This window comes from Streptomyces sp. NPDC054834, from assembly GCF_053611185.1.
The window spans coordinates 145713-166265 of the sequence record NZ_JBSGZV010000013.1; the positions used below are offsets into that span (position 1 = coordinate 145713).

Annotated in this window: 20 protein-coding genes; 5 read left to right on the forward strand and 15 right to left on the reverse strand. The window is 71.5% G+C overall.

Annotated features, from left to right (window positions below; genetic code table 11):
* Positions 1-26: 26 nt before the first annotated feature.
* From ACWGJM_RS19690 to ACWGJM_RS19730, 9 genes are all read right to left on the reverse strand, one after another.
* Complete coding sequence (locus ACWGJM_RS19690) at positions 27-884, reverse strand: sugar phosphate isomerase/epimerase family protein (RefSeq protein WP_453412949.1); 858 nt, start codon at positions 882-884, stop codon at positions 27-29.
* Positions 885-1055: 171 nt separating this feature from the next.
* On the reverse strand, positions 1056-1943 hold the full coding sequence (locus tag ACWGJM_RS19695; protein ID WP_453412950.1) for a sugar phosphate isomerase/epimerase family protein: 888 nt from the start codon (positions 1941-1943) through the stop codon (positions 1056-1058).
* A complete protein-coding gene (locus ACWGJM_RS19700) occupies positions 1940-2887 on the reverse strand; it encodes an NAD(P)-dependent oxidoreductase (protein ID WP_453412951.1) in 948 nt (315 codons plus the stop codon). Before ACWGJM_RS19700 ends, ACWGJM_RS19695 begins: the two co-directional genes overlap by 4 nt.
* 4 nt (positions 2888-2891) lie before the next feature.
* Positions 2892-4127, reverse strand: a complete 1236-nt coding sequence (locus tag ACWGJM_RS19705; RefSeq protein ID WP_453412952.1) for a Gfo/Idh/MocA family protein — start codon at positions 4125-4127, stop codon at positions 2892-2894.
* Positions 4128-4262: 135 nt separating this feature from the next.
* A complete protein-coding gene (locus ACWGJM_RS19710) occupies positions 4263-5048 on the reverse strand; it encodes an HpcH/HpaI aldolase family protein (protein WP_453412953.1) in 786 nt (261 codons plus the stop codon).
* Positions 5045-7009: a 3D-(3,5/4)-trihydroxycyclohexane-1,2-dione acylhydrolase (decyclizing) gene (iolD, locus tag ACWGJM_RS19715; protein WP_453412954.1), complete on the reverse strand. Its 1965-nt coding sequence runs from the start codon at positions 7007-7009 to the stop codon at positions 5045-5047. The genes ACWGJM_RS19710 and iolD overlap by 4 nt, the downstream gene beginning before the upstream one ends.
* Positions 7010-7055: 46 nt before the next feature.
* Positions 7056-8504 (reverse strand): aldehyde dehydrogenase family protein, encoded by a 1449-nt coding sequence (locus ACWGJM_RS19720; protein ID WP_453412955.1) that lies wholly within the window; start codon positions 8502-8504, stop codon positions 7056-7058.
* Between the two features lie 876 nt (positions 8505-9380).
* The gene (locus ACWGJM_RS19725; protein WP_453412956.1) at positions 9381-10346 is read right to left on the reverse strand and encodes an SMP-30/gluconolactonase/LRE family protein; all 966 of its coding nucleotides are present in this window, start codon (positions 10344-10346) and stop codon (positions 9381-9383) included.
* A 179-nt stretch (positions 10347-10525) separates the two neighbouring features.
* A complete protein-coding gene (locus ACWGJM_RS19730; protein WP_453412957.1) occupies positions 10526-11437 on the reverse strand; it encodes a helix-turn-helix domain-containing protein in 912 nt (303 codons plus the stop codon).
* Positions 11438-11578: 141 nt separating this feature from the next.
* Here ACWGJM_RS19730 and ACWGJM_RS19735 point away from each other — a divergent pair, with 141 nt between their 5' ends.
* Positions 11579-12094, forward strand: a complete 516-nt coding sequence (locus ACWGJM_RS19735) for an SRPBCC family protein (RefSeq protein ID WP_453412958.1) — start codon at positions 11579-11581, stop codon at positions 12092-12094.
* 394 nt (positions 12095-12488) lie between these two features.
* Here the strand turns inward: ACWGJM_RS19735 and ACWGJM_RS19740 are convergent, their stop codons facing one another.
* Positions 12489-12620: a hypothetical protein gene (locus tag ACWGJM_RS19740; RefSeq protein WP_453412959.1), complete on the reverse strand. Its 132-nt coding sequence runs from the start codon at positions 12618-12620 to the stop codon at positions 12489-12491.
* A 225-nt stretch (positions 12621-12845) separates the two neighbouring features.
* Here ACWGJM_RS19740 and ACWGJM_RS19745 point away from each other — a divergent pair, with 225 nt between their 5' ends.
* Complete coding sequence (locus ACWGJM_RS19745) at positions 12846-15320, forward strand: molybdopterin oxidoreductase family protein (protein WP_453412960.1); 2475 nt, start codon at positions 12846-12848, stop codon at positions 15318-15320.
* Positions 15317-15808, forward strand: coding sequence for a hypothetical protein (locus ACWGJM_RS19750; RefSeq protein WP_453412961.1), 492 nt, complete (start codon positions 15317-15319; stop codon positions 15806-15808). The genes ACWGJM_RS19745 and ACWGJM_RS19750 overlap by 4 nt, the downstream gene beginning before the upstream one ends.
* Positions 15809-16076: 268 nt before the next feature.
* Here the strand turns inward: ACWGJM_RS19750 and ACWGJM_RS19755 are convergent, their stop codons facing one another.
* Positions 16077-16775 carry an ANTAR domain-containing protein gene (locus tag ACWGJM_RS19755; protein WP_453412962.1) on the reverse strand — a complete coding sequence of 233 codons (699 nt, stop codon included), beginning with the start codon at positions 16773-16775 and terminating at the stop codon, positions 16077-16079.
* Positions 16776-17006: 231 nt separating this feature from the next.
* Here ACWGJM_RS19755 and ACWGJM_RS19760 point away from each other — a divergent pair, with 231 nt between their 5' ends.
* Positions 17007-17369, forward strand: a complete 363-nt coding sequence (locus tag ACWGJM_RS19760; RefSeq protein WP_453412963.1) for an STAS domain-containing protein — start codon at positions 17007-17009, stop codon at positions 17367-17369.
* The gene (locus ACWGJM_RS19765) at positions 17366-18298 is read left to right on the forward strand and encodes an anti-sigma factor RsbA family regulatory protein (protein ID WP_453412964.1); all 933 of its coding nucleotides are present in this window, start codon (positions 17366-17368) and stop codon (positions 18296-18298) included. Before ACWGJM_RS19760 ends, ACWGJM_RS19765 begins: the two co-directional genes overlap by 4 nt.
* Positions 18299-18330: 32 nt before the next feature.
* Here the strand turns inward: ACWGJM_RS19765 and ACWGJM_RS19770 are convergent, their stop codons facing one another.
* From ACWGJM_RS19770 to ACWGJM_RS19785, 4 genes are all read right to left on the reverse strand, one after another.
* The gene (locus ACWGJM_RS19770; RefSeq protein WP_453412965.1) at positions 18331-19368 is read right to left on the reverse strand and encodes a rod shape-determining protein; all 1038 of its coding nucleotides are present in this window, start codon (positions 19366-19368) and stop codon (positions 18331-18333) included.
* A 104-nt stretch (positions 19369-19472) separates the two neighbouring features.
* A complete protein-coding gene (locus ACWGJM_RS19775) occupies positions 19473-19835 on the reverse strand; it encodes a hypothetical protein (protein ID WP_453412966.1) in 363 nt (120 codons plus the stop codon).
* The gene (locus tag ACWGJM_RS19780) at positions 19825-20118 is read right to left on the reverse strand and encodes a hypothetical protein (protein ID WP_453412967.1); all 294 of its coding nucleotides are present in this window, start codon (positions 20116-20118) and stop codon (positions 19825-19827) included. Before ACWGJM_RS19780 ends, ACWGJM_RS19775 begins: the two co-directional genes overlap by 11 nt.
* Positions 20115-20501: a CU044_2847 family protein gene (locus ACWGJM_RS19785; RefSeq protein WP_453412968.1), complete on the reverse strand. Its 387-nt coding sequence runs from the start codon at positions 20499-20501 to the stop codon at positions 20115-20117. Before ACWGJM_RS19785 ends, ACWGJM_RS19780 begins: the two co-directional genes overlap by 4 nt.
* Positions 20502-20553: the final 52 nt, after the last annotated feature.

A 20553-nucleotide genomic window follows, 5' to 3' on the forward strand; every position in this document is an offset into this window, starting at 1 on the left:
TTTCGTCCCCGCCACCCCTGTGGCATTTACCTCACCTGCTCCACCAGCGCCGCCGCAGTCCGGTACGCCGCTGCGGCGGCCTCCCGCACCGGCAGCGCACGGTGCATGTCGGAGAGGATCTCCACACCCCAAGGGCCGCGAAAGCCGGCCGTACGGAGCGCGGCGATGATCCCCGGCAGGTCGAACGAGCCCTCTCCGCACAGGCGACGGCGATGGACGGTGTCCTCGAAAAGCGTGCCGACAACCTGAGGGTCGGCGTCGTTGAGCTCCACGCCCACGATCCGTGACCCGGGCACATCCGCCAGGTCGGCGGGCGGAGTGTGGGCGCGCTCGGTGTGCCAGACGTCGATGATGAGCCCGCCCGCCGGATGACCTGCGGTCTCGACGAGCCGGAGTCCGTCGTGCACGGTCTTGAGGTTGGACCAGGGCAGGGGCTCGACCCCGAGCCGGGCGCCCACCCCGTCGGCCTGCGCCGCCAGCGTGGCGAACTCCTTGGCCCAGACGTCCAGGTCCCAGGGCGCGTCCGCCACGTCAGGGCCGATCTTGAAGGTGCGTGCGCCGAGCGACTCGATGGCCCGCAGCATTCCGACGCGGACGGTGTCCGACGCGGCCCGACGGGGTCCGTCGGCCCACCAGTCGGTCAGCAGTTCCAACTCGATGTGGTTGATGCCGTTGTCCGCGAAGAGAGACCGGATGCCGGCGAGCCCGTACTCGCGCTCGGCCTCCACCAAGTCCCAGTACAGCAGCCCGAAGGCCGTGAATCCTGCGTCGCGCGCCGCTTCCACGCGCTCCCGCAGGTTCAGCGGACTGCGCTGGTCTTCCTCATCGGGAGCGGCGTCGCCCGCGGTGGTCCAACAAGTGGCCAGAAATTCGTCAGCGGTCATTTCTGTTTCCAGGATTCCTCATGTTCGGAAAGGACGCCGGCACGCAACGAATGGCGATTACAAGAAATGGCAGCCAGAACAGGCAGCAAGTCGCCTCGGCATTCTTGGACGCCCCGCATGCGCCGGTCAATCCCTCAGAAGACATCAAAAACGCATCAGGCCCGTATACGACTACGCGACACCGCGCAGCACCGCGCGCAGATGCTCGGCGCTGGCCCACACATCCTCGACCGGCCCCTTTTCCTTGGGCTCCTCGGTCAGGATGGTGTCCTGTTCCAGGACGTACCAGCCGTCGTAGCCGCGTGCGCTGAGGTGGGTGACGATGGCCTGGACGTCCACGTCTCCCGCGCCCAGCGGGCGGTACATGCCCTTGCGTACGGCCTCGGTGTAGCTGAGCTGTCCGGACTGGACCTTGGCGGCGAGGGAGGCGTCCACGTCCTTCATATGGGTGTGGGCGATGCGCTCGGGCGCCTGGCGGGTGAGCTCGGCGGGGTCGGTGCCGCCGATGAGCAGGTGCCCGGTGTCGAGGCAGAGGGAGATCGCCGAGTGCTCCAGGACGCGTCGGACCTCGTCGCCGTTCTCGATCATCGTGCCGACGTGCGGGTGCAGGACGGCACGTACGCCGCGTTCGGCGGCCAGCGAGGAGAGCCGGTCGAGGTTGGACAGCAGCAGCTGCCAGCCGTCGGCGTCGAGCTCGGGGCGGGAGTCGTAGCCGTCCTGGCCGGTGACGGCCGACAGGACGAGCACCTCCGCCTTCGAGGCGGCGTAGCTCTCCAGGAGCTGTTCGGTCTCGGGCAGCGGGTCGTGTCCGGGCACGTGCAGCAGCAGCGGGGTGAAGCCGCCGACCGCGTGCAGGTCGTGGTCGGCGAGCGTCCGTGCCATGGCGTCCGGCTCGCCGGGCAGGAAGCCCTCGGGGCCGATCTCGGTGGCCGCCAGGCCGACTTCGCGCATCTCGTTCAGCACCCGCTCGGGCGTCAACTGGTAGCCCCAGCCGGGGACTTCGCACACACCCCAGGAGATGGGCGCGCCGGCGATCCTGTTCAGGGGTGAGGTGGTCATGCCGTGGCCTTTCGGAGGTTCCAGTCGGGGTTGGCGACCGCGGCCGGCGGGCGGCCGGCGAGGACGTCCGCGACACCGCGGGCGGCGTCGACGAAGGTCAGGGTCATCGCCCGGCGCGTCATGCCCATCAGGTGGGGGGTGAGGACGACGTCGGGGTGGTCGAACAGCGGGTGGTAGAGCGCCGGTTCGGGGTCGAACACATCCAGCCCCACCCCCGACAGCCGGCCCGACTCCAGGGCGGCCAGGGTGGCGTCCGGGTCGAGCAGGCCACCGCGGCCGCAGTTGATCAGGATCGCTCCCGGCCTGACGCGGGACAGCAGCCACTCGTCCACGAGGTGCCGGGTCTCCTCGACGAGCGGCGCGTGCAGGGTGAGCACGTCGCTCGACTCGGCCAGTTCACCGAGGTCGGCGCAGGCGAACTCGGACGGGGGAGGGCTGAACGGGTCGTAGGCGAGTGTCCGCATCCCGAAAGCGGCGGCGAGTTCGCCCACCCGGCGTCCGATGCGGCCGTAGCCGACGATCCCCAGGGTGGCGCCGTCCAGGTCACCGACCGGTACGGCGTTCCGCTCGGCCCAGCGGCCGTCCCGTACCAGGTCGGTCAGTGGTTTCAGCCGCTTGGTCAGGTGCAGGGCCATGGCGAAGACGCCCTCGGCCACGGCCCGGCTGCCCGCGTTGGGGGTGATGACCACGGCGATGCCGCGGGCGGAGGCCGCCGCCACGTCGACCAGGTCCACGCCGACGCCGGTGCGGGCGATGACACGCAGCCGTGGCGCCCGCTGGAGGAAGTCGGCGTCGATGCGCCGGTCGGCACGGACGATGGCGCCCTCGGCGACCGCGAGGTCCTCGGGGGTGGGGTCGGTGACGAACGTGACCCGCTCGCCGAGAACGGGACCCACGGTGTCGGCGTCGACGGGGCCGAGGGCCACTACGACATGCTCGGTCATACGATCAACTCCGCGCCGACTGCACAGGATGCACAGGATGACTGAAGTTCGCCCCCGGCACCGCGGGCACCGGCTGCCAGGAGCCGCTCTCCGCGGAGGCCGCTGCCGCCGCGATCACCTCGGCGACGGCGTGCGCGTCCTCGATCGTCGAGTTGTGGTGCTCGATGCCGGCCACGGCGGCCAGGAACTTCTTGGCCTCGATCACCTTGAGGTCGTCGTAGCCCATGCTGTTGCCGGGGCCGGGCTGGAAACTGGCGTAGTCGCCCATGTGGCCGTTGCCGAGCACGGTGGTGTAGCCCTGGTGGGGGCCGCTGCGGTCGAGGGCGACGCGCAGTTCGTTCATGCGCTCGAAGTTCCAGGCGACCGATCCGTCGGTGCCGTAGATCTCGAAGCCGATGCCGCACTGCGGGCCGACGATGACGCGGGACGCCTCCAGCGTGCCGACGGCTCCGCCGCTGAAGCGGACGAGGGCGGCGCTGTAGTCGTCGTTCTCCACGGCCGCCATCTCGCCGTCCTCGATCACCGCGAAGTGCGTGCCCGAGCCCATGGGCAGGATCGGGCGCTCGGTGTAGACGGTGCTGGTGAGGGCGGAGACTTCGTCGATCGGGGCGACGACGTAACTGACCAGGTCCACGACGTGGCTCAGCAGGTCCCCGAGCGCGCCGTGCCCGGCCAGATCCCGCTTGAAGCGCCAGGACAGGGCGCCCTTGGGCTCGGAGGCGTAGCCGGAGAAGAAGGTGGCGCGCACGTTGGTGATACGGCCCAGGCGTCCCTCGGCGATCAGCTCGCGGGCCCGCTCCACGGCGGGGGCGTGGCGGTAGTTGTAGCCGATGGAGGTGACGACCCCGGCGGCGCGGGCCGCGGCGGCGACCTCGGCGGTCTCCTCGGCACCGCGCCCGACGGGCTTCTCGATCCAGAACGGCTTGCCGGCCTTGGCGGCGGCGATGCCGATCTCGTGGTGGAGGAGGTTGGGCGCGCAGATCGAGACGACCTCGACGTCCGGATCGTCGAGGACGGCGCGGTAGTCGGTGGTGGCCTTCTCGTAGCCGAGGACGTCACGGGCGTAGGCCGCGCGGTCCTCGGCCGTGTCGGCGGCGTGCACCAGGCGGGGCTTGATGCCCAGCTCGGGGTAGACGGACGGCAGTGCCTGGTAGGCGCGGCTGTGGAGCTTGCCCATCCAGCCGACGCTGATCAGTCCGACGCCGATCTCGCGGGCGGCGCCCGGGGTGTTGGGGGTCATTGATGTCTCCTGATGGTGAGCCGAGCGGCCTTGGTGAAGTCCGGCGCGGTACGGCGCGCCCCGTAGGGGCGCGGGGAACTGCGCGACCAGCCCCCACCGGCCCGCGGGTTCATGACTGCGCTCCTAGCGGAGCGCCTACGCCCGGGCCTCGCCGAGCGCGGCGGACAACGCGGCGGCGAGCAGGGTCGAGTCGGAGCCGATACCGATGAACGTCCAGCCCTCGGCCCGCTTGGCGGCCGCGGCCGCGCCGTCGGGGACAAGGAGCCCGGACGCCTTGCCGTGGTCGGCGGCGGCCTTGCGGACGCGGTCCAGCGCCTCCCGGTAGACCGGGGCGCTGAACTCGCCCGGCACGCCGAGGTCATGGCTGAGGTCGCGGGGGCCGACGAACAGCACGTCGACGCCGTCGAGGGCCGCGATGGCCTCGACCTCGTCCAGCGCGCTCGCCGACTCGATCTGGATCACGCCGAGGATCTCCCCCTCACGGTCCAGGGCTTCGGGGTCGAGTCCGAAACGGCAGGCCCGGTTGTAGGTGGCGACGCCCCGATCCCCCGCGGGCGGATACCTCAAGTGCCGTACTGCTTCCTGGACGTCGGCCGCCGTGTCGAGGCGCGGCAGCATGACCCCGGCGACGCCGAGGTCGAGGACGCGGCCGATGCGGATCCGGGCCACGGACTCGACACGTACGACGGTCGGCACTCCGTAGGCCGCCGCGGCGGGGACGGTCGTACGGACCTGCTCCTCGCCTCCGGCGCCGTGTTCGAGGTCGAGCAGCACCCAGTCGGCTCCGGTGGCGGCGCAGACCTCGGCCGAGACCGGGGAGGCGAGGCCGACGAAGGTGCCCAGGGTGGCCTCGCCGGCGGCGAGCCGGGCGCGCAGTCGGCCGTGGTCGAGGGGAGAGTGATCGAAACGTGCGGAACTCATCCGTACCACCTCTGGGACGCCAGGCCCTCTTCGTACTCGCCGCGCAGCTGCGCGACCGTCTCCTGCTCGGAGACCTCGGCCGGGGCCACGTCCCACCACACGCCGGCGCCGGGAAGGTCGGCGTGCGGGATCACGGGGACGACCAGGACGACCGGGCCGCTGTGGTCGCGGGTCTCGGCCAGTGCGGCACGCACCTCGTCGGCGGTCGTGGCGCGGAGGGCACGGGCGCCGAGGCCCTCAGCGGTCTTGACGAGGTCGACCTGGAGGTAGTCGCCCTCCAGGCGGGCGGGCTTGCCCGAGCCGATCTCCAGGCTGCCGTCCCGGTAGCGGAACTCGTTGCCGAACTCCCGCCCGTTGCGGCCCATCTGGAGTCGGTGGATGACCTGGTAGCCGTGGTTCTCCGGGATCACTACCGTGATCGCGAGCCTCTCCTGGGCGGCCGTGACCAGCTCGGTCGGCGCCATGAGGAACGTTCCGTCGCCCAGCAGGGACAGCACCCGCTTCGACGGGTCCGGCTCGGCGAAGCGGACGCCGATCGCGGCGGGCAATTCGTAGCCCATGCAGGAGAAGCCGAACTCCAGGTGGGCGAACCGGCCTTCGGTGGCGTCCCACACCTTCTGGAGGTCACCGGGCGGACCGCCGGCGGCGGCGATGATCGTGTCACCGGACTGGGCGTGCTCCTGGAGCAGGCCGATCAACTGGCCCTGGGTGAGGGCGGCTTCGGTGTCCCGTACGACGTCGGAGTCATCGGACAGCGACGCGAAGTCGAAGGGGATGTCCGGGTCGAGCGCGGCGGTACGTTGCTCCTGCCACTGCTCGTCGAGGGCGCGCACCTTCTCCTGCCAACCGGCGGTGGTGGTGGTGCCGTTGGCCCGTACGGCGTCTGCCAGTGCGGCCAGGGCCCGCTTGGCGTCGGACACGATGCCGGTCGCGCCCAGGCGGCCCGCGTCGTGCACGTTGACGTTGATGCTCGCGAAGCGCACGTCGGGGTTCTCGAAGATGGAGTGCGAGGCGGTGGCGAAGTCCGTCAGCCGCGAGCCCACGGTGAGCACGAAGTCGGCTTCCCGGGCAAGGACGTTGACCGCCGGAGTACCTTCGAGGCCGATGCCGCCTAGCTGCCACCAGGCGCGGCGCTGGACGGCGCCCTTGCCGGCGAATGTCTCCGCGACGGGGATGCCCGCCGCGTCGGCGAGGGCCTCCAGTTCCTCGGTGGCACCGGAGTACACGACCCCGCCACCGGCGATGATCAGCGGCTTCTCCGCCTCGGCGAGCATCCGCGCGACCACCGCGACCTCGTCGGCGTCCGGCGCCGGACGGCGTATCGGCCAGTCGCGCTCGGCAAAGAACTCCGCCGGGTAGTCGTAGGCGTGGGACTGGATGTCCTGCGGGAGGGAGACGACGACCGCGCCGGTGTCGACGTCGGTGAGGGCACGCATCGCCGCGGGCAGCGCGGTGAGCAGCTGCTCGGGCCGGGTGATGCGGTCGAAGAAGCGGGATACGGGCCGGAAGGCGTCGTTGACGGAGGCGTCGGCCTCGATCGGGTGCTGCAACTGCTGGAGTACGGGCCCCTGGTGACGGGTCGCGTACGTGTCGCCCGGCAGCAGCAGGACGGGGAGGCGGTTCACGGTGGCGAGGCCCGCCCCGGTCACCATGTTGAGAGCGCCCGGGCCAATGGAGGCGGTCACGGCGAGGGTGGCGTGCCGCTTGGTCGCCTTGCCGTAGGCCGTCGCGATGTGGACCAGCGCCTGCTCGTTACGGCCCTGCACGAACGGGAGTTGGTCGCTGAGCTGGTCGAGGGCCTGGCCGAGCCCGGCCACGTTGCCGTGGCCGAAGATGCCCAGCGCGGCCGGTATGAGGCGGCGGCGGTGGCCGTCGGCCACCGAGTACTGCCGGGAGAGGTAGGTGACGACGGCCTGGGCGACGGTGAGGCGCACCGTGCCTTGTCGCGTCCGGTCGATCATGAGTCGGCTCCTGATAGGGGGTGTGTACGGGGACGCGGCGGCCGGGTCACCAGGGGCGGCCGTGCAGGACGATGGTCTTGACCTCGGTCATCTCGCTGACCGCGGCGCGGGGGCCTTCCTTGCCGTAGCCGCTGCCCTTCAGGCCGCCGTACGGCATGAGGTCGGCACGCCACAGGGGCGTCCAGTTGATGTGGACGGAACCGGCGTCGATCTCCCGGATGGCCCGCACCGCGCCGGCCACGTCGGAAGTGAAGATGCCGGCGCCGAGGCCGTAGGCGGTGCCGTTGGCCTGGGTGATGGCGGACTCCCAGTCGGCGGCCGAGCTGACGGCGACGGCCGGTCCGAACAACTCCTGCTGATTGAAAGGGGAGTTGGGATCGACGTCGGCCACGACGGCCGGGCTCACCACGGTCCCGTCACGCTCGCCGCCGGTCAGGACGCGGGCGCCGTCCGCCGCGGCCCGCGCGATGGCGCGCTCCACCCGCTCCGCCTCGGCGGTCGTGATCAGGGCGCCCATGGTCGTGTCGGGGGACGACGGGTCCCCGGTCCTGATGGCCTTGACCTTGGGGACGAGGGCGTCGAGGAAGTCGGCGGTGACCGAAGGGTGCGTGATCACTCGCTGGACCGAGATGCACACCTGTCCGGCGTTGACGTAACCGCCCAACGCGACGGCGCTGGCGGCCAGTTCGAGGTCGGCGTCGGGAAGGACGACGACCGGGCAGGAGGCGCCCAGTTCGAGGGAGAGCTTCTTGACCCCGGCGACGCGTGCGATGTGCTCGCCGGTCGCCGTGGAACCGGTGAAGGAGATCTTCCGTACCCGGGGGTCGGTCACGAGGGCGTCCCCGAGTACCCCGCCGGAGCCGACGAGCACCGACAGCACGCCCTCGGGAAGCCCGGCGTCCACGAAGCACTCGGCGAGCGCCAGCGCGGTCAGCGGGGTTGAGGTGGCCGGCTTGAGGACGACCGCGTTGCCCGCCGCCAGCGCGGGAGCCAGTTTGTGCAGCACGAGCAGCGCGGGGTAGTTGAACGGCGTGATGGCCACCACGACTCCGCACGGTTGGCGCAGCGTGAAGCCCACCTTGTCCTGCCCGGTGCCGCGGTTGGCGTCCAACGGCAGGGTCTCGCCGTAGAGCTGGGTGCCCTCGAAGGCCGCGAGACGGATCAGGTCCCCGGATCGTGACGCCTCGCCGGTGGCCTCGGTGATGGTCTTGCCCGACTCCGCGCTGATGGTCTGCGCGATCTTGCCGGCTCTCTGGTCGGCGAGCTCCGCCGCACGCAGCAGGATCGTCATCCGCTCGTGAGCGGGTGTACGGCGCCACACCGCGGCACCCCGCTCCGCCGCCGCAAGGGCCGCCTCGACGTCCTCGGGGCCGGCTACCGCTACGGTGCCGACGGTCTTGCCGTCGAAGGGCGACGTCACGTCGCGGATCCGTCCCGACCCCGCCGACGCTTGCCATCGGCTTCCGATGAGTAGTTCCGCAGGCGCCATTGCCATCTCCCTCCAGAAACCGTCACAGCTGGTCCGAAGTGCTGATCAGCCAACGGCCAGGCCGTTTACATGGGCGCAACGGTAGGCGGGTCACAGGGCATTGCTGAAGAGGTGGAATCCATCATTATCGCGTCATTGAATACATCTTTTTTCCATCACCTCTGACGCCGGTGCGCTCGCCCGGAGTGGATCACGCACGCTACGGCTTGGCGCAGCCGGACGTCGTTGGCCAAGCGGCCGATTCGGGACGCGTTCGGGACGCGTTCGGGACGCAAGGATAGGAACAGACCGACAAAGACGAAGGGATGTCGACACGGCTCACCTCGTCTGACCCGGGCAAACGCCAAGGATGAGCGTAGATCGGCAAGGGTCGCCAAGACCCTCAAAGGACTCATAATCCGCCGGCCGTGGGTTCGAGTCCCACCCGCCCCACCTGTGCAGGGCTGTGACCTGCGGAAACGTCTCAGCAGGCGGGCGGATTCAGGACTTCGGGCGAACGGACGGAATCCGCTGCTCGTGAGTTCCACGGCGATTCGGTGACGCGTGGTTGGCGCGTCGTTGACCTGCGGTCATGAAGCGTTTGGTGGCTCTCGCGGGTTGGAGGGGATGGCCTGATCGGCGGGCGAGGGCGGGTTTCGGGACGCTGATGGGACGCAGGGAATCGCGAGACAGCGGAAGACGTCGGTGGCGACGGACGGGGGTGCTCCCGGCTCCCCAGCCCGGCGCCGTCCATCCGGAACGCCGGGCACACAGGCAGGTGAGGGTCCCGCCCAGGTAGAAACCGATCGCCCGGCCTTGCCGGTGCACATGGGCATGGCCGATGTAACCAGTCGGTCCCACGAGCGGGCGGGGGTGCCTCGGGTGTGTGCTTGCGGCTGGGGCCTACCGGCCCAGGTGAGCGAGGATCAGGTTGGGATCCTCGGCGGTGAGCCAGCCGGCGTTCAGCACGTAGACGGTGTGGCCGCGCAGGGCAATGGATGTGGGGTTCTGCAGGCCGTCGGCCGAGCTGAGCACGGTGGAATGGGTGCCGTCGGACTGGACAAGCGCGACTTCGTTCGGTGTGTCGAGGGCGGCCAGGAGTTGGTCGCCACGGCCGGTGAAGGCGATGTCATCGATGCCTGGCATACCGTCGGCCCGAGTCTGGATCCTGCCGGCGCGTCCGTCCCGGAGGATGGGGATGCGCAGGATGGTGCCCTTGTCGAGGTTGGTGGCCCAGACCGCGCCATTGTGGATCTTCAGGCCGTTGGCGCCGAGGAAGCCGGTGGGGGTCAGTTCGGGGGCGGTGGACCAGGCGGTGGGGGTGCCGCCGGTCGTGGGCACGCTCCAGATGGTGCCGAGCGCGGAGTCGGCGACGTAGAGGGTGTGGGTGCGCGGCTCGAGTGCCAGGCCGTTGGGCAGGCCGTTCGCGGGCAGCGCGGCGATTCGCTGCGGTTCCCCGCCGGGGCGCAGGCGCCACACGCCGGTGAGGTCGGCAGTGCCGGTGGCGTACAGGAAGTACAAGGTTCCGTCGTGGGCTCGGACGATGCCGACGGTCAGCGGGAAGCCCAGGGCCGGGGTGTGGACGCCGCCGTCGGCGGGCTCGGGCAGCGTGGCCAGGATCCGGACGGCTCCCCTGCGGGAGACCTCGGCGATCTGGCGGCCCTTGGCGAAGGTGACGTACGTGCGGCCCCCCGGTGCAAGGGCGACGTTCTCCGGTGTCTGGCCCTTGGCCAGGTCGAAGTGCGCGGCGATCCGCGCGCTGCTCAGCGGCGCGGAGACGGCCGAGGCCGGAACGGGGCTGAGCGCCGCGGCAGCGGCCGCGACCAGGGCGCCCACTGTCACGGCGGAGGTGGAGAGCTTCTTGAACATGGTTCCTTCTCTGATCTTGGGGTGTTCCGGGGCATGGCGCAGCAGACTGCGACGCATGGGTGGGAACAGGCGGGTCTTCTGGCGGGGCGGCTGCCCGCGGCAGAGTCGGCCGGCGGCCGTGCCTGGGTGGGACGGGCGCCGACTCGCTGTGGCCGGACGCCCGGTGACGTTCTGTGAGGTCAGGTCTTGTCGGCGCGGGGCCGCGTCTGCGCCGGGTCGGAGGAGAGGCGGGCCTGTGTGGTGGCCTCGCCGGTCACCTGGGCGAGCAGGGCGAGCGCGGCCCGCGAGGGCGAGCCCGGTTCTGTGGTGGCGACGACCACGCTGGGGCCCGGCCCGCTGTTGAGGGTCTGCTGAATGACCGTCAGGGGACCGACCAGCGAATGGCGCATGTCATAGGGGGCGACGGTACAGGCCTTGATGCGGTGGTCGGCCCACATCGAGGCGAACTCGGTGCTCTTCGCGGACAGTTCGCCCAGGACCGCGTGCAGTGCCACGTCCTCCGGATGCTGGGCCGCCACGATGCGGAGATTCCCGACAACCGCCCTGGCTTTGCTCGGCCAGTCCACGTACAGGTCACGGACATGGGAGTCGAGGAACACCAGTCTGGCCATGTTGGGGCGCTGCGCCGGCAGGTCAGGGGCGCCGGGGTCCAGGTGCCCGGCGAACAACGCGTGGCCCGGGCGGTTCCACGCCAGCACGTCGCTGCGTCGGCCGAGCACGATCGCCGGAACGTCGCCCAGCACGTTCAGCAACTGGTGGATCGCCTCCGTCACCCGCTCCGGCGCCGACTGTCGGCCCCGGGTGCGCTGCCTGTCCGCTCGGGCCAGGTCGTGCAGGTACCGTCGCTCGGACTCGTCCAGCCAAAGGGCCGTGGCGATCGCATCCAGAACCTCAGGCGACGCGCTCAGTGACTGCCCCTGCTCCAGGCGGGTGTAGTAAGAGGTGCTCACGCCCGCCAGCAGCGCCAGCTCCTCGCGTCGAAGACCCGGTACACGCCGGCGCTCACCGTAGGTGGGCACCCCGACATCCTCCGGGCGCAGCTGGGAGCGCCGCGCATGCAGGAAGTCCCCGAGTTGCGTCTTTCCGTCCATGGCTCCAAGTGTGGGCCGCCGTTCCACACCCAGCCTGACCCAGCTTTGGATAGGCAACGGCGGGTCTGGTTCCCCGCCCGCACCATCGATGAAGTGGGAGGCAGCCGAATCCGTCAGCCCGTGCGCACCCAGGAGGCCGCCTTGAGTATCGCCACCACCGAAAACGAACCCTTCGACGCTCTGGACGCGGCAGACTTCGCCTTCACCAGGCGCGCCTGGGTCGACGCGGCGCCTGCCCGCGTCTACGAACTGGTCAGTGACGTGTCCGCGATCAGCCGTTGGAGCCCCAACGCCGACGACGTCGCTTTCGACCCGGGTGCCGGCCCCTGGGTCAGCGCCTGGTTCAGTGGCCGCAACCGCAGGGACGGCAAGGAGTGGACCAGCCGCTCCCAGATCGTGCACGCCGACTCCGGGGCGGCTTTCGCCTTTGTCGTCGGCGGCGCGGAGAACGGCATCGTGCGCTGGGAGTGGACCTTCACCCCCCAGGGACGCGGAACCGTCGTCCAGCAGTCCTGGAAACTGCTCCGCCTCGACCCGGTGCTGGGCACCACCCGCTCCGAGCTGGACGCGCTCCGTCGCTACATGACCAACAGCGTCGAAACCACGCTCACCGCCCTCGCCCAGTGGCTCGCCGAGGAACGCTCGAGCCCGAGCTGACGCGCCATGCACCTGAGCAGCCACTCCTGCCGGAGGCCGTATTGCCCGGCGTGGGAGGCCGCCTCTCAGCAGTCCGCTTCTTCAGGGGCGATCGACTCTCGCTGGGCTGTCTGCCGACACGGGAGAGGAGGGTGCGCAGCTGCTCGGCGTCCTGGTCACTCAGATCGGCGAGGAGGTGTGCTTCGGGGCCGGACTCGGCGGTGACCGCCCCTGCCGGAAGCACGCTGTCGATGACGGTCGACGGCGTGCCGACCGCCGTCGAGCCTGGCGGCGACTACAGCGGGGCGATCACCCTGTCGGAGTCCTGAGGGCCGTCAGCCGCAGGAGCCGGTGAAGACGTCGACTTCGTCGTTGCTGCTGCTCGCCGTCACGATGTCCTGCGTGCCGTCGGAGGTCACTCGGCGGCCGCGGCCTCGTAGGCGCCGGCGGACGTCAGTTCGGTGAGCTCGGTCAGCTCGCCCCCGGAGGTGCCCTGGTAGACGGAGACGGAGTTGCCGCTCAGGGAGGAGACGCGGATGTCCCTCACGCCGTCGCCGTCGAGGTCGGCGGAGCTGACCGCGACCGGCAGGGAGGACGTCGTGTAGTCGGTGGGGTCGTCGGAAGGTGCCGTCGCCGTTGCCGGCGTAGACCTCCTGGGTGTCGGAGCCGTCGGAGATCGTGGCCAGGTCGGTTTCGCCGTCGGGACGGGAGGTGGGTCGGACGCGGGCCGCCGGGTACTCGGGCCGCCTACAGGTGGTGCCGGAGGTGCGCGATGGACGGTTCCGTGGACCGGATCGCCGAGCCCTGGGGCGCGCGTACGCCGTACGGGCCGGGTGCGGACTGGCCGGTGCGTACCGACACGCATCTGGCGGCCGGGATCGGCGAGGACGACGTGGAGCGGTGGGTGCAGGCCGCCTCGCTGTTGCACTCCAACGGGGACGCCATGGACATCGCGGTGCGCGGCGGGCGGATCGTCGGCGTGCGGGGGCGGGCCGTGGACCGGGTCAACAGGGGGCGGCTCGGGCCCAAGGACCTCTTCGGGTGGCAGGCGGGCGCATCCCCGGACCGGCTCACCCGGCCGCTGGTGCGGGAGGCCGGCCGGCTGGTGGAGAGCGACTGGGACCATGCCATGGGGCGGGTCGTGAGCCGCAGCAAGGAGCTGCTCGAAGAGCGCGGACCCGGGTCCATCGGCTTCTACACCACCGGACAGCTGTTCCTGGAGGAGTACTACACCCTCGCCGTCATCGCCCGGGCGGGCATCGGCACCCCCCACCTGGACGGCAACACCCGGCTGTGCACGGCGACCGCCGCCGAGGCACTGAAGGAGACCTTCGGCTGCGACGGGCAGCCCGGGTCCTACACCGACGTGGACCACGCCGACGTCCTCGCCCTCTTCGGGCACAACGCCGCCGAGACACAGCCCGTGCTGTGGATGCGGATGCTGGACCGGCTGGACGGGCCCGAACCGCCCCGGCTGATCTGCGTGGACCCGAGGCCCACGCCCGTCGCACACCGCGCCACCGTGCACCTCGCGCCCCGGCTCGGGACGAACGTCGCCCTGCTCAACGCCCTGCTGCACGAGATCATCCGGACCGGGCGGGTCGACCACGACTACGTACGGGACCACACCGTCGGATACGAGGAACTCGCCGCCCGCGTGGACGACTGCACCCCGCGGTGGGCCGCGCGGATCTGCGACGTACCCGCCGCGGCGATCGAGGAGGCCGCCGAGGTCCTCGGCGGTGCCGAGCGGCTGCTGTCCACCGTGCTCCAGGGCGTCTACCAGTCCCACCAGGCCACCGCCGCCGCCGTCCAGGTCAACAACCTGCACCTGATCCGCGGCATGCTGGGCCGCCCGGGCGCCGGCCTGCTCCAGATGAACGGGCAGCCCACCGCCCAGAACACGCGCGAGTGCGGCGCCGACGGAGACCTGCCGGGCTTCCGGAACTGGCAGAACGACGAGCACGTCGCCGAGATCGCCCGGCTGTGGAACGTCACCCCCGAGACCGTTCCGCACTACGCCCCGCCCACCCACGCCATGCAGATCTTCCGCTACGCCGAGCAGGGCTCCATCCGCATGCTGTGGATCACCGGCACCAACCCGGCCGTCTCCCTGCCCACCCTGTCCCGCATCCGGTCCGTCCTGGAACAGGACCGGCTGTTCACCGTCGTACAGGACCTGTACCTCACGGAGACGGCCCAACTCGCCGACGTCGTACTGCCCGCGGCCACCTGGGGCGAGAAGACCGGCACCTTCACCAACACCGACCGCACCGTGCACCTGACGGAGAAGGCGGTCGAGCCGCCCGGCGAGGCCCGCCCCGACCTGGACATCCTCCTCGACTACGCCGCCAGGATGGGCTTCCGCGACAAGGACGGCGGCCCCCTGATCACCTGGCAGGACCCCCAGTCCGCGTTCGAGGCCTGGCAGCGGTGCAGCGCCGGACGGCCCTGCGACTACACCGGTCTGAGCTACGACCGCCTACGCGGCGCGTCCGGCATCCAGTGGCCCTGCACCCCCGACGCCCCCGACGGCACCGAACGCCTCTACACCGGCGGCATCACCTGGGCCCACCCGGACCACTGCGAGAGCTACGGCAAGGACCTGGTGACCGGAGCCACCGTCGAACCGGTGGAGTACCGCTCCCTCAACCCCGACGGCAGGGCGGTCATCAAGGCCGCCGAGTACCTCCCCGCGCACGAGGTCACCTCGCACGACTTCCCGCTCCAGCTCACCACCGGACGTACGCTCTACCACTTCCACACCCGCACCAAGACCGGCCGCGTCCCCCAACTCAACGCCGCCGCACCCGAGATGTGGGTCGAGCTGTCCGCCGCGGAAGCCACCGCCCGAGGGCTCGCGGAAGGCGACCTGGTGGAGGTCACCACACCCCGCGGCGCGGTCCGCGCCCGGCTGCGCGTCACCGCCATCCGCGACGGCACGGTGTTCCTGCCCTTTCACTACGGCTACTGGGACACCCCGGCGGGACACCGGCCGCCGGACCGGGTCACCGGCCGGGCCGCCAACGAGACCACGGTCACCGACTGGGACCCGGTCTCCAAACAGCCGCTGTTCAAGACCGCCGCCGCCCGCGTCCGCCTGTTCGCGCACGGCGACGGCACACCCGCACCCGCCCCCACCACCACCGCCTCCGCACCGGCCCACCCGGACGGCATCCCGCCGACCGAGGGCGGACCCCAGGCACACGCCACCCACACGGGGGAGCGGCGGGAGGACCGCCCATGAACGGCATCACCCTCACCCTGCGCGCACTGCACCACGGCGAGCGCAAGCTGGAGAAGGACCTGCTGGCCGCCGCCGAACGGCACCACACCGAGCACGAGTTCCACCACGTCGCGATCGACCTCGCCGACTGGTCCCACCGGCACCGGGCCCGGATCGCCGAGACCGGCCGCCACTACGGCCTGGACATGTCCAACTCGCCCGCCCAGCCGGCGTACGGCATCATGGCCACGCTCCGCGAAGTGGCCGCCGACACCCTCACGCGCCGCCCCGAGACCGGACTGCTGCTCCTGCACGACCTGCACGACCTCTACCTGACCGCCTCCGGCAACTCCCTCTACTGGGAGATGCTCGCCCAGGCCGCACGGGCCACCAAGGACACCCGGCTCCTCGAACTGGCCGCAGCCTGCCACCCCCGGACCCTCCGGCAGATCCGCTGGGCCGACTCCATGATCAAGACCCTGTCACCGCAGTTGCTCACCAGCCAGTGAGCGCGGACCGGGGTACCCGCCTCCTCCCCGGGGAGTAGCCCGACCACCCTCGGCTCATCCCCCGGGGCCAGGGCAGGTGCCTCCATGCGGGCGATGTGCCCGGCAGGCGCGAGGGCGAGGCTTGGGGCAGCAGGTTCGAGGCAGTACGAGGCATCAGGAGGGCGTCATGGAACGCCGGATCCGTGTTCGTGTCAGCCGCCGGCCCGCAGCGCCCCGGGGCCAGGAGATCGACCGCAGGACGCCGTCGGGCCGGATCCTGCCCTACTGATCAATGGTCGGGGTGATGGTGGGTGAGCGCCGTGCGCAGGGCACCGCGCAGGCGTTCCGGGAACGGCGAGCCGTCGGCCGTGCTGGTGGCCGTGACCGCCTCCGCGACGGTGTGCAGCTTGGTGTTGGACAGCTGGGAGGTCTCCCGCAGGATGTCCCACGCCTCGTCGGACGTGCAGGCGTGGGTGGCCATGAGGACACCCCGGGCCTGGTCGATCAGCGGGCGGGAGACGATCGCCCGGCGCAACTGGTCTATCTCCTCCTCCAGTACGCGCATCTGCTCCGCACGCTCCCGCGACACCGACGAGGAAGCGGAAGCGGGGACGGACGGCTCCGGCTCCGGGCCCTGAGCGTGGGTGTGCAGCGGGTCCGCGGTGTCCAGTCCCGCCAGTTCCAGGACCCGGCGCGGCTGGCCCTTCCAGGCGGTGGCCGAGACCGGGACACCGTGGTGCCGGCCGTACCGGTTCAGGAGCTCCAGGAACTCCAGCCCGGCCGTGTCCATGAAGTCCACCGCCGACATGTCCAGCTCCACCCCGACGACACCTGTCGGCAGGGCCGCCAGCTCCGTGGCGAGGATGTCGGCGCAGCCGTGGACGAGCTCGCCCTGTGGGATCAGCAGCGCCCTGTTCGTCTCCGTACGGGAGTCGATGACCAGCGCGGCCGGCCGCGGGGAAAGAGGTGCGCGTGCCACTGAGGTCATGTCTCCGCCCTTGGTCGTCCCGGACAGTGCTCGCGCTGATGCACCGTGTGTGCGTCGGGTCGACGCACAACTCGGTGTGCGCCTGCCCCAGGTGCGCCGGAGCACACCCCGGTGCGGAGTGAAGAGGGAGAAGATGCCGATGGGACCGGCGATTCCCGGCGGTCCGGGGGACCGGGGTGGTGGGGACGGCGCATACTGGGAACCCGTGGCCCCGAGCACCGAGGAGACGGCGTGAGCATCCCCCAGCCCGCGCGACACGCCCCGCCGGGCAGCGCCGCGCCGTCGGCACAGCTGCGGGTCCGTCCGCTGTGCGGACGGATCGGCGTACAGGCGCTGGGCGAGGTCAGCCTGGCCACGCGCGGGATCTGGGAAGGCGCGCTGGAGCAGGCTGTTCGCGAGGACGAGGATGTGTACTACTTGGAACTTTCCGCGGTGACGTTCGTGGACGTCGCGGGTGTCGACGCGCTCGCGGGCGCCGCCCAGCGGCTCCGCGACGGCCGCCGGATCGTCGTCGACCGGCCACCGCCCGCCCTGCCGCGCCTCCTGGAACTGTTCTGGCCCGGCCTCCGGACGATCGAGGTGTCGAAGTCATGACCGCCGTGGCCGAACCCTTCGTGCATCCCGCGCTGTTCTACGCGGACGAGCAGCAGTACCTCGCGGGCACGGTCCCCTTCATCCGGGACGGGCTCGCCGCCGGTGAACCGGTCGCGGTGGCCGTCCCCGGCGAGAACCTGCGGCTCATCCAGGACGAGCTGGGCGCCGACGGCGAGTCCGTGCGGTTTCTGGACATGCGCGAGGCCGGACGCAACCCCGGCCGCATCATCCCCGGCGTGCTACGCGCGTTCGCCGACACCCAGCCGCCCGGCCGGCGGGTCTGGATCATCGGCGAGCCGATCTGGGCGGGCCGCAGCACCACCGAGTACCCCGCCTGCGTCCAGCACGAGGCACTGATCAACGCGGCGTTCCGGGGCCGCGAGGTCACCATCCTGTGCCCGTACGACACCGTGCGCCTCGACGAACAGGTCCTCGCGGACGCCTACGCCACCCACCCGACCGTCATCCCGGCCGGCGCCACCAGCGGCCGGGACAGCGAGGCGTACGCCCCCGAAGCCGTCGTCGCCCGCTACAACGAGCCGCTGCCGCCCGCCCCCGAAGGGCTGTCCTTCGACTTCCTCGCGGAGACCCTCTCCGAGGCCCGGCACACCGCCACCGCCGAGGGCGCCCGGCTCGGGCTCACCGGCATCCGCCTGGAGGACCTGGCGCTGATCACGGCCGAGCTGACCACCAACAGCGTGGTGCACGGCGGCGGTTCGGGCCGTCTGCGGGTCTGGGCCGAGCACGGGCACGTCGTCTGCGAGGTACGCGACAAGGGCCGGCTGACCGACCCGCTGGCCGGCCGCCGGCCCGCGAGCCGCGACCAGCGCGGCGGCCGCGGCCTGCTGCTGGTCAACCTGGTGGCCGACCTGGTACGGCTGCACACGGGGGCGGACGGCACCACGATCCGCTGCTACCTGGCGCGATAGGCGACGCTTTCAGCGCCCCCTCAGCGACACTCTCAGGCAGCCAGCGGATCCAGCACCAGCGGCTCGATGCGGCCCTCCAGCATGGCGCCGATGCCCTGGATGGCGCACATCTCGGGCCGTTCGGCGATGTGCACCGGCATACCGGTCGCCCCGATCAGCATCTGGTCGAAGCCGGGGAGCAGCGCGGAGCCGCCGACCATCACGATCCCGCGGTCTGCCAGGTCGGCGACCAGGTCCGGCGGGCAGTTCCGCAGCACCTTGCCGATGCCGTCGAGCACGGCGGTCAGCGGGGTCTGGATGGCGTTCCGTACGGCGGCGGTGTCGACCCGCACACTGCGGGCGAGGCCCGTGACCACGTCCCGTCCGTGGATCTCGGCGGACGCCGGGCCGTGCGGGGTCAGGCCGTTGCCGGACAGGGCGAGCTGGAGCGGCCGTACGGACTGGCTCGGCAGCATCAGCGCGTGCGCGTGCCGCAGGTGCTGCACGATCGCGTGGTCGACGGCCTCGCCGCCCACCGGGATCCGCTGGGCCGTGACGATCGACCCCAGGGAGAGCACGGCGACCTGCGTCGCCGCGGCCCCGCACATCATGATCATGGTCGCCTCGGGCCGCTCCACCGGCAGCCCGCACCCCACAGCTGCGGCGATCAGCGTGTCGACCAGCTCCACGCGCCGGGCACCGAGCCCGACCAGCGTCTCGATCGTCGCCCGCTGGGCCAGCGGATCGGCGTCGTGCGGGGTGCAGGCCGCCGCGCGCAGCCGCGGTCTGCGGCGCAGGCTGCGGCGCATCTTGTCGCCGAGCAGATGGCGCAGCATGCGCTGGGCCATCTCGATGTCGACCACCGTGCCACCGGAGACAGGCCGCACCACCCGGATGTAGTCCGGCGTCCGCCCCGTCATCTGCTCCGCGAACTCACCCACCGCGATCAGGGAGCCGCTACGGGTGTTCACGGCGGCGACGGACGGCTCGTCCACGACGAGCCCCGGGCCCTTGACGTACACACGGGTCCGGGCCGCTCCCATGTCCACGGCGAAATGGCAGCGGCGCAACTGCTCCAGACTGACGGTCACGGCAGATCCTTCCGAGCGCGCGGGCTTCCTCTGTGCATCCTGCGCGGGCGCCGGGGGCGGGCGCCTTTTTAAGGGGGCCGGGTGGGGGTGCGGCTGAACGGGGTTCAGCGCAACTGGGCGGCTTGCAGGAGGGGGGAGAGGAGGGAGGCGTAGGGGCCCGGTGGCGCGCCCGTGGCCGGCAGGTGGAGTGGGGCGCGGGGGGACTCGGACTCCGTCGCGGGGTGCTCCGACATGGGGCGCGGCGGTGCGGGTTCCGGGACGTCGGCCCGTTCCTCCAAGGCGTCCGTGGTGCTCGTGGGTTCCGGAGTCGGCTGCGGGTCTTCCGCGGCCGCCCGCTCCATCTGCCGGGCCAGCCACAGCGGCTCCGCCAGCTCCAGCGGTGTCGGGCGCACCCCGCCGGCCGCCCTGGCCAGTACGTCGGTCAGGCGGGCCAGGGCGGCCGAGGCGGCGGAGGGATCAGAAGGCATCTGCCTGCGCGGCCCCACCGAGGTAGGGCATGAGCTGCTCGGCCAGCTCGTTCAGGGACTCCGGGGCCAGGGCGGGGGAGCGGGCCCAGCCACCGTGCACGACCACCTGCGCCGGCACCTCGCTCAGCTCCCTGCGGTGCGGGAAGGTCACGGTCACCTGCGCCCAGTCCCCGTTCCGCACGACATGCGCGCAGGTCAGCACCTTGCTGGGGGTCACCAGGAAGCCGGCTCCGGCCACCTCGCCCCCGCACTCGATCCGGGCATGCCAGGCAGCGCGGCTCATGACCGGGCGGTGGGCTCCGAGGCCTGCGGGACCGTGGCCGTCCGCTCCGCTGATCCCTGTGATTCCTGGCCCGGCGTCCAGCTCAGCCGGACCACCAGCTGGCCCTCCGCCGCGCCCTTGGCGATCACCGCCCCGGCCTCCGCGCTCAGCTTCACGCCGAACTCCAGTTCCACGGAGTCGGGCCGCAGCGCGCCGTCCCGGAAGACCCGCAGCGCGGACTGGGCCGCCGCGCGCACACCGTCCAGGGCGCTCTCGAAGGTGCGGGCGGTCTGCGCGGCCGGTCCCTCGCCGCGGGACACGAGCCGGGAACCGGTCGCCGCTTCCGCGGTCTCCACGACGACGAGTGCGCCGTCCTCGGTCTTGAACTCCACCAGCCTGTTCATGGCGCCGCTCGCTCCCCCGTGTGCTGATGCCGCATCAACTCCATTGTGGCGG